The organism is Devosia sp. SL43 (genome assembly GCF_021729885.1).
Classification (GTDB): domain Bacteria; phylum Pseudomonadota; class Alphaproteobacteria; order Rhizobiales; family Devosiaceae; genus Devosia.
This window is the reverse complement of sequence record NZ_CP063401.1, coordinates 1188379-1205445: the sequence shown is the minus strand read 5'-3', so window position 1 is coordinate 1205445 and position 17067 is coordinate 1188379. Positions and strand designations below refer to the sequence as shown.

Here is a 17067-nt window from a genome sequence, read left to right as displayed (position 1 = left end):
GACGCGAACAGACTTGGCTTGTCGCCGCCGCCTGTGGCCGATTCGTGGCTAGGCGTACTTGATCTTGACGATCTCGTAGCTCCTGGCGCCGCCGGGTGCCGAAACCTCGAACGAATCGCCTTCTTCCTTGCCGATCATGGCGCGGGCGATAGGCGAAGAAATCGAGATGCGGCCGCCCGAAGCGTCGGCTTCAGGATCACCGACCACCTGGTAGGTTTTCTCTTCCTCGGTGTCCTCGTCGATATAGGTCACGGTTGCACCGAACTTGACGGTCGAGCCGGAAAGCTTGGTGACATCGATGATGTCTGCCAGCGCCAGGATCGTCTCGAGTTCTTTGATGCGACCCTCGTTGAGGCTCTGCTGTTCCTTGGCGGCCGAGTATTCGGCGTTTTCGGACAGGTCCCCATGGGCACGGGCTTCGGCAATGGCGTCGATGATGCGACGACGCTCGTTGGCGGTACGGTGCTCAAATTCGGCGACCAGGGCCTTGTGGCCTCCGATCGTCATCGGGATCTTTTCCATTTTCGTCGCCTCCAATCGGCACGCAAGAGCCGCGCGGCCTGGGATCAGGTCGCCGGCTCCATTTCTTTGTGGTCGCATCGTTTGTGCGGAATGTGTTTCCGCATGTCGCACGATGCGCTGAATAGCTTCTTCCCCAGCCAAATCGGTTCGGCGTGCGCTTCACGATTAGTTTTGTAGGGAGATGGGTCCAAATTGCCCGCCTGCCGCGTTCCGGTCAAGCGGTCACGTTACCAAGATGGTGATGTGCACTGCGCATTCAAGTTTTGGACCCGGCGGCGAAAGGCCCAACCTATGATTATCTCCCGCATTTCCGTTACTGCTCTGCTGGCTGTGATCGCCACGCCGACCATGGCTCAAACCATTGAGACGAGTGCCGGACCGCTGACGGCGACCGTGATCGCCGATGGGCTGGACCACCCCTGGGCGCTTGGCTTCCTGCCTGATGGCCGAATGCTGGTGACCGAGCGCAGCGGGCAGTTGCGGATCGTGGCGGATGGTGTGGTCGGCGAGGCCATCGCGGGCACGCCTGAGGTCTACAACCAGGGCCAGGGCGGGTTGCTCGACCTGGCGCTGGCGCCGGACTTTGCCGAGAGCTGGCAGATTTACCTGACTTTCTCGGAGCCCGCAGCGAGCGCTGGGCTGCAGCGCGGGCAGGGTACTGCGGTGCTGTCAGCCAAGCTGGTGCTGGAGGGAGATGGGGGGCGGCTCGAGGATAGCGAAGTCATCTTCCGCATGAACAAGTTCACCACCACCAACCGGCATTTCGGCTCGCGCGTGGTTGTTGGCAATGACGGTAATCTGTTCGTGACGCTGGGCGAGCGAGGCGACCAGGACCGGGCGCAGGATGTTTCGGATCTGGCCGGGGCGATCGTGCGCATTGCGCCGGATGGATCGGTGCCGGAGGATAATCCCAAGCCACATGGCTGGGCGCCGGAGCTATGGAGCAAGGGCCATCGCAATCCGCAGGGCGCCACAGTGCGGGATGATGGCGTGCTATTCACAGTCGAGCACGGTGCGCGGGGTGGCGACGAAGTGAACATGCCGCAACCGGGCGCCAACTATGGCTGGCCCGTCATCACCTATGGCGTGGACTATTCCGGTATCGCCATTGGCGAAGGGACGGAAAAGGCCGGGCTGGAGCAGCCGCTGCATTATTGGGACCCGTCGATCTCGCCATCGGGGCTGGACTTCTATGATGGCGAGCTGGTGCCCGCATGGCAGGGTGACCTGCTGTCGGGCGGGCTCAGCGGCCAGGTGCTGGTGCGGCTTGATATGGAGGGCGATGCCGTTGTGGGCGAGGAGCGGCTGTTCGAGGGGCAGCTCGGGCGCATCCGCGACGTGCGCGTCGGCCCGGATGGCGCGATCTACCTGCTCACCGACGCGGATAATGGGCAGCTGATCCGGGTGGCGCCGGCGGGCAGCTAAGAGACGTCTGCGTCGCGCTGTCACAAAACTGCAATAAGGGTGTGAACAGTGGCGCCGAACCCGGAGGCGTCCATGTCCAGCTCTGACCTGCAATCTGAACTCGATCGTATTCGCGAGGAAATCTCGGACAGTTTCGACGAGGAACTTGAGCTGCAGTTCGAGGATGACCAGCTTGAAATGCTGGCTGGTGGCGACGAGTGGCCGGGCGGCAAGACGCTGGATCGGCGGGTGTATTTCCGTGAGCTGTTCCGGCTGCAGCACGAGCTGGTGCGGCTGCAGGACTGGATCGCGCACAACAAGCTCAAGGTCGCCGTCATCTTCGAGGGTCGTGACTCGGCGGGCAAGGGCGGCGCGATCAAGCGCATCACGCAGCGACTCAATCCGCGCGTCTGCCGCGTGGTGGCTTTGCCTGCGCCGAGTGATCGCGAGAAGACGCAGTGGTATTTCCAGCGCTATGTGCCGCACCTGCCGGCGGCCGGCGAAATGGTGCTGTTTGACCGCTCCTGGTACAACCGGGCCGGCGTCGAGCGGGTGATGGGGTTTTGCACGCCCGCCGAACTGGAGGAATTCTTCCGTTCGGTACCGGAATTCGAACGGATGCTGGTGCGTTCGGGCGTTATCCTGATCAAGTTCTGGTTTTCGATCAGCAATGAAGAGCAGGAATTCCGCTTCAAGATGCGCATCGAAGACCCGCTGAAGCAGTGGAAGCTGTCGCCGATGGATATGGAATCCCGCCGCCACTGGGAGGACTACACCAAGGCCAAGGAAGACATGCTGCAACGCACGCATACGACCGACTCGCCGTGGTGGATCGTCGATGCAGACGACAAGAAGCGGGCGCGGCTCAACGTGATCGCCCACCTGCTCGAAGCCATCCCCTATCGCGAGGTGCCCAAGCAGGACGTGGTACTGCCCGAGCGTATCCGCCACCCGGACTATGCCCGCGGCCCGGTGCCGCCGGAGATGAAGATCAAGGCGGTCTACTGAGGGGCCACCCCGCAAAAGCGAGAGGTGCGCGTCGGCGCCTACGGCAAGATCGCCGTAGCCTCGATCTCGATCAGATAGTCAGGTCGGGCGAGGCCCACCACCTGGAAGCCAGTGACAGTGGGCGGGTTCTTGATCTGACCCGCCTTTTTCATCCAGGCGCCGAACCCGGCGTTGAGGTCTTCACCGGCCTTGAAATAGATACCCACGCGGATGAGGTCCTCGAGCGTGCCACCGGCGGCTTCGAGCACTGTGATCAGGTTATCGAGCGCCTGTGTGGTCTGCGCTGCCATGTCGCCCTTGCCGACGATTTCGCCCTGCTTGTTCACTGCGTTCTGGCCGCCGATCACCAGAATCCTGGCATTGGGCGGGATAATGATGCCCTGTGAGAAAGCAGGGTTGTGGTGCATTCTGTCGGGATTGAGATGTTCAAGCTGCATGATCGTCTCCAATGCGATGCTGCGAGGTACTACGTCCGGTATGCCCGGAGGTTCCGGCAGGCGCGATCGTGCGGTCCGGACAGCCTGTCGCGATTTCTACAGTGCGTGTCGCGTTACGGCTTGTTCGGCCTGGGCAGAAGGCCGACACTGGACCGGCAGCAAGCCGGAGCAGTGCGTTGGCCGATACCAGTCATATCGTGGGCGGTGGACCCAAGAAGGTTCTCTACACCCTGGCCACCATCGCCCGCATGGGCGTTGGCAAGGCCGGCAAGGCGCTGACGGCCAAGAATGCCTGCAAGGCCTGTGCCTATGGCATGGGCGGGCAGCGCGGCGGCATGACCAATGAACTCGATGAGTTTCCCTCGGTCTGCAACAAGAGCGTGCAGGCGCAATCGACCGATCTGCAGCCGGCGATTCCGCACGAGATTTTCGAGCATACGCTGGCCGATCTACAGGAACTGACGGGCCGCGAGATGGAGCATCTGGGGCGGTTGGGGACGCCGCTGTTCAAGGCCGAGGGGGCCGACCACTTCCATCCGGTGGATTGGGAGTTCGCGCTGTCGCATGCGGCACAGAAGCTCAGCGCCACCGATCCGCAGCGGAGCTTTTTCTATTCATCCGGCCGTTCGTCCAACGAGGCCGGATTTCTGTTCCAGCTGCTGGCGCGGGCCTATGGCACCAACAACGTCAACAACTGCTCGTATTACTGCCACCAGGCGACCAGCGAGGGGCTGGCGACGACCATCGGCAAGGGCACGGCCAGTGTCGAGCTGGAGGATTTGACCGGCGCTGACATGATCTTCGTTATCGGCGCCAATCCATCATCCAACCACCCGCGCTTCATCCATATGCTGAAGAATTGCCGCGAGCGGGGCGGGGAGGTGATCGTCATCAATCCAGCCAAGGAGCCGGGGCTGGTGAAGTTTGCCGTGCCCAAATCGCCGAGTTCGATGCTCAAGGGCGGCAGCGAGATCGCATCGGACTATGTGCAGCCGCGCATCGGCTCGGATATTGCGCTGATGAAGGGTATCGCCAAGGCGGTGCTCGAAATGGGGTATGAGGATCGCGCTTTCATCGATGCTCATACCAGCGGATTTGCCGCCTTCGAGGCCGATCTCAAGGCGCTGAGCTGGGACGAGATCACAGCGGCCTGCGGTATTGCGGTCGAGGAGATCGAGCACATCGCGACCCGCTATGGGCAGGCGCAGCGCGTCGTCTTTGCCTGGGGCATGGGGATGACGCACCACATTCATGGCGTCGCCAATGTGGAGGCGATCGCCAACCTGGCGACGCTGCGCGGCATGGTCGGCAAACGCTATGCGGGCCTCTTGCCGCTGCGGGGGCATTCGAACGTGCAGGGGATCGGCACGATCGGGGTCAAGCCGGTGCTGGCCAAGGACGTGCTGGCGAAGATGGAGGCCGAGTTCGGGGTGACTTTCCCGGCGGAGAAGGGCCTCGACACGATGGCCTGCCTCAAGCTGGCAGAGACCGGCGCGGTGGACAGCGCGGTGATCATGGGTGGCAATCTGTGGGGCGCGACGCCCGATACCGCGTTTGCGAGCCGGGCGATGGGTGCCATCGGCTTCAAGCTGTTCCTCACCACCACGCTCAATATGGGCCATGTGCATGGGCTGGGTGATGGCGAGGTGCTGATCCTGCCGGTGACGGCGCGCGACGAGGAGTGGGAGCCGACGACGCAGGAGTCGATGTTCAACTATGTGCGGCTGTCGGACGGCGGCATCCGCCGGCTCGAGAATGTGCGACCGGAAAGCTGGATTCTGGGGGAGATCGGGCAGCGCGTGCTGCCGAATTCGCCCATCAATTTCAAGGCGTTCAGCGCCCATGCGAAGGTGCGCGATGCCATCGCCGCCATCGTACCCGGCATGGAGCAATTGGCCGATATCGGCGTGGCCAAGCAGGAATTTCACATCAAGCACCGGGTGATGCATACGCCCGAATTCGGCATGCCGGATGGCAAGGCGCATTTCGTGGTGACGCCGCTGCCTGACCTCAAGACCGAGCGGCTGACGCTGGCGACGATGCGCAGCGAGGGGCAGTTCAACACCATCATCTATGAGGAAAAGGACAGCTATCGCGGCGGCGCCGGGCGGCATGCGGTGTTCCTCAACAGCGAGGACATGGCGGCGTTCGGCGTGACCGAGGGGCAATCGGTGACGCTGGCCTCCGATGTGGGGCGCATGCAGGCGGTGGTGACGTCGTTCGACCTGCCGCGCGGCAGCGCCATGGCCTATTATCCGGAGGCCAATGTGCTTGTTGGCACCGAGGTCGATCCGCGTAGCAAGACGCCAGCGTTCAAATCGGTACCGGTCTGGATCGAGGCCTGATGCATTTTCCTCCGGAGACGCTGACCTTCCTGCGCGGCATTGCCGAGCATAATGACAAGGCTTGGTTCGAGGATAACAGGAGGTTGTATGAAGCCGGCTATGTCCAGCCGGGCATAGCCTTCGTCGAGGCCGTGGGGCCGCAACTTCGAGCCATTTCGGCGGATGTGCAGTTTGTGGCCAAGGTCAATGGCTCGGTCTCTCGTATCAATCGCGACATTCGCTTCTCCAAGGACAAGCGGCCATACAAGAACCATCTCGGCCTGTGGTTCTGGCATGGCGACAAGAAGAGCTGGAATGCGCCGGGCTTTTACTTTCACGTCAGCGCCGAGGAAGTCTTCATCGCCGTCGGCAAGTATGGCTTCGATAAGGACGCGCTCGAGACTTTCCGTAGCTCCATCGTGCTGAACCGTTCGGGCAATGCGCTGGTGGACGCGGTCGCCAAGGTGCGGGCGGTAGGCGACTATCAGATTGGCGAGAAGACCCGCAAGCTGATGCCGCGCGGCTTTGAGGCACCGGCAGACCGCGCCGAGTACCTGCTCTATGAGGGACTGACGGCGAGCATTCGGTTGCCGGCAAGCGATGCGCTGGAAGCGGGCTTCAGCGATCGCTGCGTTGCTCACTTCGCGGCCGAATGGCCGGTCGGCCAATGGCTGATGACCGAACTGGGCGCTTGATTGAAACTCAGTAGTTTAACCAATTGCTTACCATACCGGCGTAGCGTTCGACTTGGACAAATCTGTGCTGGGATAGACGTTTGAAATAGAAGGCCGCAGTAAGCGGCACAAACATTCCGGGGCGGCCAAAGGTGCATTTGGGACGTCACAATGAATCAAGCCGACAAGCCAGCAGCTATGGCTGCTTCGCCGCGTGCCATGCGTGTCGTCATGGACGGTATCGGTAGCGAACTGCAAAGCTATTCGAGCAGCAATTTGCAGATCGTCAAGCAGACCAAGCTGCTTGCCATCAATGCGATAATCGAGGCGGCGCGCGCGGGTGATGCCGGCAAGGGCTTTGCCGTGGTCGCCGACGAGGTGCAGCGACTGGCCGATCGGGCCGCAGATATTGCCGCGCGGTTTCAGGATGTGCTGGTTGGCCGGATCGCCATGAGCCGGACGATGAGCGAGTCGCTGGTCGACGAGATGGAAGGCGTGCGGCTGATCGATCTGGCGCAATCGCTGGTTCAGCTGATCGTGCGCAATCTCTATGAGCGAACCGCCGACGTGCGTTGGTGGGCGACCGACACGGCGTTCTGGCAGGCCTTGGGGGATCGCGAGCCGGACAAGGTTGCGTTCGCGGCGGACCGACTGGCCACGATCAACAAGTTCTACAGCGTCTATTGCGATCTGGTGCTGACCGATGCGCAGGGGCGCGTCGTGGCAAGCGCCAATGCTGCGCAAGCGCGGGCCCTGCAGGGGGCAGACCTGTCGCGCGAGGCCTGGTTCCGGGCGGCACGCAGCACCAAGTCGGGCGACGACTATGCGGTGGGCGAGGTGATGCAGAGTGCCCATCACGGTGGGCGCGAGGTGTTGGTCTACAGCACGGCAGTCCGCAGTGGCGGACGGGCCGATGGTGCCATGCTCGGTACGCTCGGGGTGTATTTCGACTGGCAGGAACAGGGGCATTCTATTGTCGAGACCGAGGCGGCACTGCCGCCAAAGATCGCCGAGCGCACCGAAGTCATGCTGCTTGACGGCAATGGCCGTGTCATCGCTTCGACGCGTCCGGCAAGCCTGTTTTCGACTTTCGACCTCAGGCACGAGGATCGCCAGCGGGGCAGCTACTACGACGGCAGCGGCAATATCGTCGCCTTCGCCCGCACCCTGGGTTACCAGGAGTACGATGGGCTGGGCTGGTATGGCGTGGTTACGCAGCGGACCGAACGGGACGACAGCATCCGGTTGGCGTTAGGCATAGCCGAGCGCTAGGCAGGATTGTCGGTCGCAGTTTTTCGGTTTGTTTACGCGCATCGTCGATTCTGGTGACCTAATCCAAACCAGGTTCGCCGTGCTCACCCAACAACCAGACATTCCAGCGTCGGCGCTGGCCCAGACCTGGGATATGGGACGCACCGGCCGCGCGGCCGAGGCGCTCGTTGCGGTGCGGCAATTGCACGAGCGGGCACGTGCCGATGACGATACACCCAGCACGGCGGAGTGCCTGACCCAGATTGCCTGGTTCTGCCTGCAGCTGGGGCATGCCGAGCAGGGTATAGATTGCGCCATTGCCGCCAGGGATCTGTGGGCCAAACTTGGGAATACCAGCGGGCAAGCCCATGCCAGCGCCATCTATGCCTGGCTGTTGGTGGAACTCGGTCTGGCCGATGAAGGCTTTGCGGAAGCCAGCACCGCCGTCGGCCTGGCGGAACTCTCCGATGACCGGCATGTGCTGGCCTTTGCCATCAACGTCAAGGCCGTGACGCTGATGTATTGCCGGCAGGACCAGTTGGTTGGACCGCTGCTGGAGCGGGCGTTGACGCTGGTCGAGGACGATCCCTGGGCGCAGGCGCTCTATGTGACCAACCTGGCATTCTCGCAGGTATCGGTCGCCGAGGCAGCCGAGCTTGAGGGGCGCCCGGAGGAAGGCCGGCATTGGCGGGGACTGGCGATTGCCAGCAACGACCGGGCCATCGCCACGGCTGAGTCCAGCGGCGACACCTGGGCCCTGCGGACCGCCCTGTGCAATGGCGCAGAATACTATGCCCTGATCGGCCAGATTGATGTGGCCGAGAACTACCTGATCCGCTGGCTCGACACACCGGGCGAGGTCGGGCTGCGCGAGCAGATCCACTACCTCTATACGCGCGGCGAATTGCTGACGCGCACCGGACGACTCCACGAAGCGCTGGAACTTTGCGAGCAGGCGGTAGAACTGGCTGCGGCGAGCGCGCATGCCGATCACAAGGCCAACACGCTGCGCCGCTTATCGGAAGTGCACGAGGCGCTCGGTCATGCCGAGGAAGCGCTGGCGCTCTACAAGCAGTTCCACGATGCCTATCAACGGCAGATGGGCGAGATGATCCGGCGGCGGGCGCAACTGGTCGAGATGCAGCTCGAAACCCGCAAGCTGCGGGCGCAGGCGGCGGTGCTGGAGGAACAGGCGGGGCGCGATCCGCTGACGGGTCTGCCCAATCGGCGGAGCCTCGATGCTGCGTTCCTGCAATTGCAGGGCGGACGCTTCTGCCTGGCTATCGCCGACCTCGATCATTTCAAGGCCATCAACGACCAGTATTCGCACGTGGTCGGCGACTCGGTTTTGCAGCGCGTCGCCGACGTGCTTGACGGCCTGGGCCAGCAGATGCGGGCCTTCAGGCTGGGTGGCGAGGAGTTTGCGTTGCTGTTTCCGGGTCTCGATATCGGCGCTGCAACAGCGGTCGCTGAAGCCGTGCGAAGCGAACTCGAACGCACGGACTGGACCGATCTGGGCGCACGGCTGCGCGTCACCGCCAGCATCGGTGTCGCCGCTTCCAAGGGTGGGCCGCTCACCGAACTAATGACGGTGGCCGACCGGCGGCTCTACCGGGCGAAGGCGTCCGGCCGCAACCTCGTCGTCAGCGCCGACCTCGTCGAGGCAGTGAGCCTCAGCGCTTAGGTCTTCACCTCTCCCTTGGGGGAGAGGTCGGTGCGCAGCGCCGGGTGAGGGGGCCTTCCCACCGCACCCAGCAAGGCCCCCTCACCCGACCCAAGAGGGTCGACCTCTCCCCCAGAGGGAGAGGTGAAGAGGCGCCTCAGCTCTTTGGCCCGAGCATCAGTACGGTCGGCTTGGTTCCCAGCAGCCGCGCCGCCACTGCCTTGACCTGATCGAGGGTGATGGCTTCGATCTGGCGCGTGCGGTCGGAGACGTAATTGATGCCGAGCCCTTTCATCTGCAGTCCGACCAGTGTCCGGGCAATCGTTGATGACGAGGCCAGTTCGTTGATCGCATAGGAGCCGATGGCATATTTCTTTACGGCGGCCAGTTCGGCTTCAGTCGGACCATTGGTTGCCATCTCTGCCACCACATCTTCGATGATGGCCAAGGCCTCGGTGGTGCGCGTCGCGGTGCCGATGATGAGCGCGTCGGCATGCTCGAAAGTCTGGAGTGATGACCCGATATTATAGGTCAGGCCGCGCTTCTCGCGCAGCTCGGCGGTGAGGCGCGAGGTGAAGCTGTCGCCGCCCAGGATCTGGTTCATCAGCGACGCCGCGAGGAAATCCGGATCGTCGCGCTTGATGCCAGGATAGGCCAGGTAGATGGCCGTCTGGGGCAGGTCGTAGTCGATCTTCAGCGACTGGCCATAGGTGGGGACGATGTCGGAGACCGGGGTGAGGTCGGGTTGCTGCGGCAGGTTGCCGAACAACAGGTCGAGGGTCGCGGCTGCCTCATCGGCACTGATGGCGCCGACGATGCCGACATAGAGATTGTCGCGCGCAAACATGGCTTTGTGGAAGGCGCGCAGATCATCTGGCGTGAGCGCGGTGACCGTTTCGACGGTCCCGGCGATCGGGCGGGCATAGGGGTGGTCGCCGTAGAGCGTTTCGGTCCACAGCCGGTTGGCTTCGGTGGATGGGTCCTGTGCTGCGGCAATTAGGTCCGACAGGGCCATGTCGCGCATACGGTCGACGGCCTCGACATCGAAGCGGGGGCTTTCGATGGCCAGCTTGAGCAAGGCCAGGGACTCGTCTCGCTGGTCGGCCAGCATGCGCATCGAACCATGCACGGCATCGAGATCGGCGGCGAAGCCCATTTCGGCGCCGGCCGTGTCGAGCGCGATCTGGAACGGCTCGCTGGTGAGATCGCCCGCACCCTCGTCGAACATATAGGTCATGAGGTTGGCGAGGCCCTCCTTGCCTTCAGGGTCCTGCGAGGTGCCACCCATGAAGCTGAAACGGATGGTCACGATCGGCACCGAATAGTCTTCGACCAGCCAGGCCGAGATGCCCTTGGGCGAGGTGATCTGCTGGAAGGCGACCTCGGCGTGGGCCGGGAGCGCGGGCAGGATGAACAGGGCGGCAAAGAGGGCGCGGCGGAGCATTGGAAGCATGATCATTACTGCGCTCCGGTCGGGCTTGGCAGCAGGTAGCTGGTCACCGCTATGGATGGGTCGAGATATTTGGCAGCGACGGCCTGCACCTGCTCGGGCGTGACGGCGCGGATGCGATCGGGCCACGCGTCGATATCCTCGATCGTGCCTCCAGTGGCGAGGACGCTGCCATAGAGATTGGCGAGGCCTTCCTGGGCGTCACGGGCAAAGATCAGCGAGCGGACGAATCGGGCCTTGGCGGCGTCGAGTTCTTCCGGCGTGACGCCATCCTTGATGAGCAGGGCGACCTGGGCGTCGACGGCGGTTTCGACATCGGCCAGCGTCTTGCCGCTTTGTGGAGCGCCATAGATGGCGAACTGGCTGGCATCGTAGCTGCCGCCATTGTAGCCGGCGCCGGCATTGCTGCCGATGCCCGACTTGACCACGATCTGCTGGTAGAACCGGCTGCGCATGCCGCCGCCGAGAATTTCGCTCAACAGGTCGAGCGCCTCGGCCTCGCCGGGCTCGGCGCTGCGATAGGATGGGACCACCCAGGACCGGCTGAAGCTGGCGATGCCGACGCGGGGATCGGAGAGGGTCACGGTGCGCGCCGTATTGTGCTCGGGCTCCGACGGGCGGATGCGTGGTGGCAGGGTGGGGCCACGCGGCACGAGGCCGTAGCTGGCTTCGGCAAGCGTGCGGACGTCCGCGGGATCGACGTCGCCAGCAACCACCAGAATGGCGTTGTTTGGCGCGTAATACTGGTCGTAGAAGGCCACGGCATCGGCGCGGTTGAGCTGTTCCATCTCGTGCATCCAGCCGATGGTGGGGATGCGGTAGGGGTGGTTCTGGAAGAGCGTGGCGCTGGTTTCCTCGCCGAGCAGCGCCTGCGGACTGCCTTCGATGCGCATGCGCCGTTCTTCGAGCACCACGTCACGTTCGGCGCCGATGACATCCTCGGAGAGGATCAGCCCGCGCATGCGGTCGGCCTCGAAATCCATCATGGTGGCGAGGGCTTCGGGCGGCACGATCTGGTAATAGGCGGTGTAATCGTAGCTGGTGAAGGCATTGCCGGTGCCGCCCAGCTCGTAGACGACGCGGTCCAGCTCACCGCCGGGATGCTTTGCGGTGCCCTTGAACATCAGGTGTTCGAAGAAGTGGGCGATGCCCGACTTGCCCGGCGCCTCGTCGGCGCTGCCGACCTTGTACCAGACCATATGGGTGACGATCGGCGCGCGGTGATCGGGGATAACCACAACCTCAAGGCCATTGTCGAGCGCGAAATGCTCGATGGCCGCGGTGTCTCCCTGGACCGCATCCTGCGCGAGGGCCGGAGCGGCGAGCGCAATCGTCGTGGCCAAGGCCAGCATGGTTCTGAAAGTCATCGTGGATCCCGGCAGTTTGGCGAGGGTGTAGCGGAGGCGTGGTCTGCCGGGAAGCTGTGTCGCGAATATGTCAGCTGCGCGGATAGGCCACGTAGGCCAAGCGTTTGCTGTCGGGGGCCCAGGAATTGACGTTGATCGTGCCCTGGCCGCCGAAGAAGCTGGCCAGCGTGCGCTGTTGCTCGCCTTCAGGCGTCATCAGGCGCAGCAGCACGTCCTTGTCGGCGGGGTGACCGATGGTGCCCTGCGGAAAGCTGATGAAGGCGACCGTCTTGCCGTCGGGCGAGAGATGCGGGAACCAGTTGACGTAACTGTCGAAGGTCAGCTGTTCGAGGCCACTGCCGTCGGCGGCGTTCATACGGAAGATCTGCGCGTGGCCGGGGCGGCTGGCTGCGAGTTCGGAGTTGAAATAGATCCAGCGGCCATCGGGGGAATATTCCGGGCCGTCATTGGGGACGGAGACTCCGGTGAGCCGCGTATCCGGGCCGCCCGCTGCGGGGATGGTGAAGACGTTGACCTGGCGCTCGTCTGCAGGCTTCTCCACGGCCACATAGGAGAGCGTCAGCCCGTCGGGCGAGATGCCGTGCAGGTAGTAGTGGTGCGGCGTCGGGTGGTCGTTGGATACGCGGCGCGGCGTGCCGCCGGCAAAGGGCAGTGCGTAGAGGTGGCCGTCGTCTGAGCTGACATAGATGGTGCTGCCATCGGGCGAGAGCACATGGTCGTTGTTGAGATCGGCGAGGTGGCCCGTATCGATCTGCTCGGGCGTGCCGCCGTTGGCAGCGATGCGGAACAGGCGGCCGCCGGCATTGAACACCAGCCATTGTCCGTCGGGCGACCAGTTCGGCGCCTCGATGACTTCTGTTGTGGTGAGGATCACTTCGGCACTGCCGTCGAGGTCGATGATGGTCAGCTCGGAACGCTGCCCGGCGGCCAGGGAACGGCCGCGGCGCGGGAATACAAAGGTCATATAGGTTGCCCACCGCTATGAGGAGAGGCGAGCCTAGCGCAGCAGGCTGGTGCTCGCCAGCCCCCGTTGCCCCCCGCCTCGGCATGCCCTACAAGACGGCCAAATTCGAACTCCCTTGAAGAGGTCAGCAAGCCTATGGCTCGCCAGTTCATCTATCACATGCACGGAATGTCCAAGTCCTATGCCGGCGGCAAGAAGGTGTTGGACAACATCCATCTCAGCTTCTACCCCGATGCCAAGATCGGCGTGCTCGGCCCGAACGGCTCGGGTAAATCGACGCTGCTCAAGATCATGGCGGGCGTGGACACCGAATTCCAGGGCGAAGCCTGGGCCGACAAGGGCGCCAAGGTCGGTTACCTGAGCCAGGAGCCGGAACTCGATCCGGCGCTGAATGTGCTCGGCAACGTCATGACCGGCGTCAAGGAAAAGAAGGCCATCGTCGACCGCTACAACGAGTTGATGATGGACTATTCGGACGAGACCGCCGACGAGGCCACGGCGCTACAGGACAAGATCGACGCCGAGAACCTGTGGGATCTCGAATCCCAGGTCGAAGTGGCGATGGAAGCTTTGGGCTGCCCGCCCGCCGATGCCGACGTCACCACGCTGTCGGGTGGCGAGCGCCGCCGCGTGGCCTTGTGCGCGTTGCTACTGAGCAAGCCCGACCTGCTGCTGCTGGACGAACCGACCAACCATCTCGATGCCGAAACAACCGCATGGCTCGAACGCCACCTGCGCGAGTTTGCCGGCGCCGTCCTGATCATCACCCACGATCGCTACTTCCTCGACAATGTGACGGGCTGGATTCTCGAGCTCGACCGTGGTCGCGGCGTTGCCTATGAAGGCAACTATTCCGCCTATCTCGGCGCCAAAGCCAAGCGCTTTGCGCAGGAAAAGAGCGAAGACGCAGCGCGGTCCAAGGTTCTGGAACGCGAAAAGGAATGGATGGGCCAGAGCCCGCAGGCGCGCCAGACCAAGTCCAAGGCCCGCCTCAAGGCCTATGACGAACTGGTCAAGATCAACGACGCCCGCACGCAGAGCCAGACCGCGCAGATCATCATTCCGCCCGGCGAACGCCTGGGCCACAATGTCATCGACGTGGAAGGGCTCTCCAAGTCGTTCGGCGATCGCCTGCTGATCGACAACCTGACCTTCAAGCTGCCCCCGGGCGGCATCGTCGGCATTATCGGGCCGAACGGCGCCGGCAAGACCACCTTGTTCAAGATGCTGACCGGCCAGGAAAAGCCCGATGCCGGTTCGGTGACCGTCGCTGAAAACGTGCATCTGGGTTATGTCGACCAGAGCCGCGACAGCCTCAACCCCAACAAGACCGTGTGGGAAGAAATCTCGGGCGGCGACGAAGTGCTGCTGCTGGGTAAGCGCGAAATGAACTCGCGCGCCTATACGTCGACCTTCAACTTCAAGGGCGGCGACCAGCAGCAGAAGGTGGGCAACCTGTCGGGCGGCCAGCGCAACCGCGTGCATCTGGCCAAGATGCTCAAATCAGGCGCCAACGTGCTGCTGCTCGACGAACCGACCAACGATCTCGACACCGAAACCCTCGCGGCCCTCGAAGAAGCGCTGGAAGAATTCGCCGGCTGCGCCGTGATCATCAGCCACGATCGCATGTTCCTCGATCGGCTGGCCACACACATGCTGGCGTTTGAGGGCGACAGCCATGTCGAGTGGTTCGAGGGCAATTTTGCGGACTATGAGGCGGACAAGGTGCGCCGGCTGGGTGCGGACGCGGTGAACCCGAAGCGGGCGACGTATAAGCCGCTGACTAGGTAGCCATTCTAAAACTAGGGGGTGGCATCCCAATAGGTTGCCATCCTCAAACTGATATACGCGGTTGCTGACTGCCTGTTGGTTGCTACGGCAGCTAGCCGATACTCGGGGTCATCTTCGGCTGATATCGGCGACTCGTAGATGGTAAAGTTGTTGTCGTCTGCGTCAGCTTCCACGACAAACGTGAGATCCTCGCTATCGACAGGTGACCAGTCGCTTGAGCTGCAATTGGGGCACTCGTCGTCGCAACAGCACGACCACTCGTCGCTCCAATCCGAGCCGCAATCTCCGCAATGATAGTGGTTTCTAAACCACGCCATCAGTTCCTCCGTGCGAGTCGATACTGACCCCGACCAGTGAACTCCAGGAAACCGTTGTCGCGCAAGACTTGCAGCTGCTGGCGAATCTTGGGGCGGACATTGTTGTTGTCGGGGTAGAGCGCGCTGAGGTGATGTTCAAAGGCGTAGACCTCTTCGAGGCTGAACTCGCTTCGTCCAATCCGCTCGACCGCCTTCATCACTTCGATGAGCCAACCGCGCGCAGTCCCGCCGGTCTCACGAAGGAATAGCGTCTGCTGCCACTTTGCCAGAACGTCGCCTTTCGGTTCAGGCAGTCCGTCGCGAAGCACGAAGATGCGGCCCGCGTCCGGCACTTTGCCAAGCAGGATGTTTGAGCCAACCCATCCGGCCCGTCTCGCCGTTGCTGCAAGCGGCTTGCGCTTCTCGATGATGTCGGGCGTGAAGAAGTGCTTGGGCACGATACAGACATTGCGTACAGCGTCGGCGGCCGCGTCGTAGCCTAGCAGCAGCAGGTTAGGGTTGGTCGCGGACTGAAGCCGCTCGATCTTGGTGAAGTATGCCCCGTCGGCGACCCGCGCCCCGATCGATTTCTTGGTGGCTTTGACCTCGAACTGGTCCTGGCAGCTTGGACAGAAGAAGTCGGCGACCGGACTATTGTTCGGAAACTGGCTGAGCCGAGGCGCTCCGCAATTGATGCAGTACATCCAATCAGCAACCCAGCGCTCCGTCTTCACCCGAGCGCTCTGCGAGCCGCTGGTGTAGATCGACGAGAATTCTTCGAACGCGGACTTCAAGTGCTGCGGCCATCCTGGGACGGGGTGGAGCTTGGCTTGCTTCGCTGACCGGTGCAAGCGTCGGTGTGCACCACCGGCCGTCACCCTCGGGCTTGACCCGAGGGCGTTGCACTTACCGAAACCTGCAAGTTTAGAGCCCTCGGGTCAGGCCCGAGGGTGACGATCGGGGTGGGTGGCGATATCGAGGACCAACAACCGGCGCCCTCCCCGTTGCGGGGAGGGCAAGCAAAGCTTGGCGCGTGAGCGCCTAGCGCTGCTCGGAAGGGGGAACGAGAGCCCCGATACCCGGGCTCATCCCCCCACCCTTGATCCCTCCCCGCAAGGGGGAGGGTGTCGACTGATGGTTCACTTATCCTTCTTATCCCCAATCACCGCCCCAGGCGTACACTCCCTCCGTCGCCCACGTCGGAGCCCGGTCATGACGAGTGATCTGCGTTGGGGATAGTCGGGGATGCAGGGTCGCCTGTATCTCGCGGGGGGAATCGAGCAGCTGCGCTTGCAACACCAGCGTACCTGGCCAACCCGTGAAAGTCCCGGCGCGGTGGCGAGACTTCGGGCTCATCATCCTTATTGCTATCCCGAGACCGCGGTCTCGCCATCGCTGCTCTCTCGTCGCCACCTTGGCGTGCGACAAGACAACCGCATTCAGGCGGCGCTTGCGCATGCCTTGCCACATCCCATGCACCATTGCCCGCAAAACCCCGCGACACCTGCGCTTTCTCGCGCTATGACTCGATCTGCGGCATTGGTGTAGACGGTTGCTCTGGGGGCGTAGACTTGGGACGAATTTTGGGCGCGGTTGCCTTTGGGGTGATCGTTGCGGGTTTGGTCGGGGGTGCTGTCGCGGCGCCTGGCCAGTGTGAGGTCAGCGGATTCGGCAGCTTTGACTGCGATGTGGCGCTGGATGGCGACGGGCTGACCTTTGCGTTGCCGGACGGACAGACCTTCGCCTTCGCTCTGGTCGAGGATAATGAAGGGCTGGGCTACCTGATCGCGCCTGATGCGCAGCCGGGGCAGCGGCCGGACGAATTGGGGACATTTGCGCCCGTTGATGGCGAGCCGGGCTGCTGGGCCGGGGAGCGCGATGTCGAGCGGTTCTGCGTGCTGGTCGAGCAATAGCCG

Annotated in this window: 14 protein-coding genes; 8 read left to right on the top strand and 6 right to left on the bottom strand. The window is 63.0% G+C overall.

The features are described from left to right. Positions 1–48 precede the first annotated feature (48 nt). Entirely contained in the window at positions 49–522 is a 474-nt protein-coding gene (gene greA, locus IM737_RS05915) for a transcription elongation factor GreA (RefSeq protein WP_236898995.1), read from the bottom strand. A 291-nt stretch (positions 523–813) separates the two neighbouring features. On the opposite strand from greA, the gene IM737_RS05910 reads away from it, so the two are divergent. Together IM737_RS05910 and ppk2 are read left to right on the top strand one after the other, a co-directional pair. Beyond that, the gene (locus IM737_RS05910) at positions 814–1947 is read left to right on the top strand and encodes a PQQ-dependent sugar dehydrogenase (RefSeq protein ID WP_236898994.1); all 1134 of its coding nucleotides are present in this window, start codon (positions 814–816) and stop codon (positions 1945–1947) included. A gap of 72 nt (positions 1948–2019) precedes the next feature. Then, a complete protein-coding gene (gene ppk2 / locus IM737_RS05905; protein WP_236898993.1) occupies positions 2020–2934 on the top strand; it encodes a polyphosphate kinase 2 in 915 nt (304 codons plus the stop codon). Positions 2935–2972: 38 nt separating this feature from the next. On the opposite strand, the gene IM737_RS05900 is transcribed toward ppk2, so the two are convergent. After that, a complete protein-coding gene (locus tag IM737_RS05900; RefSeq protein ID WP_236898992.1) occupies positions 2973–3371 on the bottom strand; it encodes a RidA family protein in 399 nt (132 codons plus the stop codon). A gap of 176 nt (positions 3372–3547) precedes the next feature. On the opposite strand from IM737_RS05900, the gene IM737_RS05895 reads away from it, so the two are divergent. From IM737_RS05895 to IM737_RS05880, 4 genes are all read left to right on the top strand, one after another. Next, positions 3548–5716 (top strand): FdhF/YdeP family oxidoreductase, encoded by a 2169-nt coding sequence (locus IM737_RS05895; protein ID WP_236898991.1) that lies wholly within the window; start codon positions 3548–3550, stop codon positions 5714–5716. Then, positions 5716–6390, top strand: a complete 675-nt coding sequence (locus IM737_RS05890; RefSeq protein WP_236898990.1) for a DUF2461 domain-containing protein — start codon at positions 5716–5718, stop codon at positions 6388–6390. Before IM737_RS05895 ends, IM737_RS05890 begins: the two co-directional genes overlap by 1 nt. A 150-nt stretch (positions 6391–6540) precedes the next feature. After that, a complete protein-coding gene (locus IM737_RS05885; protein ID WP_272906551.1) occupies positions 6541–7641 on the top strand; it encodes a cache domain-containing protein in 1101 nt (366 codons plus the stop codon). 79 nt (positions 7642–7720) lie between these two features. After that, entirely contained in the window at positions 7721–9304 is a 1584-nt protein-coding gene (locus tag IM737_RS05880) for a GGDEF domain-containing protein (protein ID WP_236898989.1), read from the top strand. Positions 9305–9440: 136 nt separating this feature from the next. Here the strand turns inward: IM737_RS05880 and IM737_RS05875 are convergent, their stop codons facing one another. The 3 genes from IM737_RS05875 to IM737_RS05865 form a co-directional block, all read right to left on the bottom strand. Next, positions 9441–10742, bottom strand: a complete 1302-nt coding sequence (locus tag IM737_RS05875) for a M16 family metallopeptidase (RefSeq protein ID WP_236898988.1) — start codon at positions 10740–10742, stop codon at positions 9441–9443. Further along, entirely contained in the window at positions 10742–12100 is a 1359-nt protein-coding gene (locus tag IM737_RS05870; protein WP_236898987.1) for a M16 family metallopeptidase, read from the bottom strand. Before IM737_RS05870 ends, IM737_RS05875 begins: the two co-directional genes overlap by 1 nt. 70 nt (positions 12101–12170) lie before the next feature. After that, positions 12171–13064: a TolB family protein gene (locus IM737_RS05865; protein ID WP_236898986.1), complete on the bottom strand. Its 894-nt coding sequence runs from the start codon at positions 13062–13064 to the stop codon at positions 12171–12173. Between the two features lie 135 nt (positions 13065–13199). Between IM737_RS05865 and ettA the strand changes: the two genes are divergently transcribed. Continuing rightward, the gene (gene ettA / locus IM737_RS05860; protein ID WP_236898985.1) at positions 13200–14855 is read left to right on the top strand and encodes an energy-dependent translational throttle protein EttA; all 1656 of its coding nucleotides are present in this window, start codon (positions 13200–13202) and stop codon (positions 14853–14855) included. 316 nt (positions 14856–15171) lie between these two features. Here the strand turns inward: ettA and IM737_RS05855 are convergent, their stop codons facing one another. Next, positions 15172–15945, bottom strand: coding sequence for a DpnI domain-containing protein (locus IM737_RS05855; protein ID WP_236898984.1), 774 nt, complete (start codon positions 15943–15945; stop codon positions 15172–15174). 777 nt (positions 15946–16722) lie between these two features. Here IM737_RS05855 and IM737_RS05850 point away from each other — a divergent pair. Beyond that, complete coding sequence (locus IM737_RS05850) at positions 16723–17064, top strand: hypothetical protein (RefSeq protein WP_236898983.1); 342 nt, start codon at positions 16723–16725, stop codon at positions 17062–17064. The last annotated feature ends 3 nt before the right edge of the window (positions 17065–17067 follow it).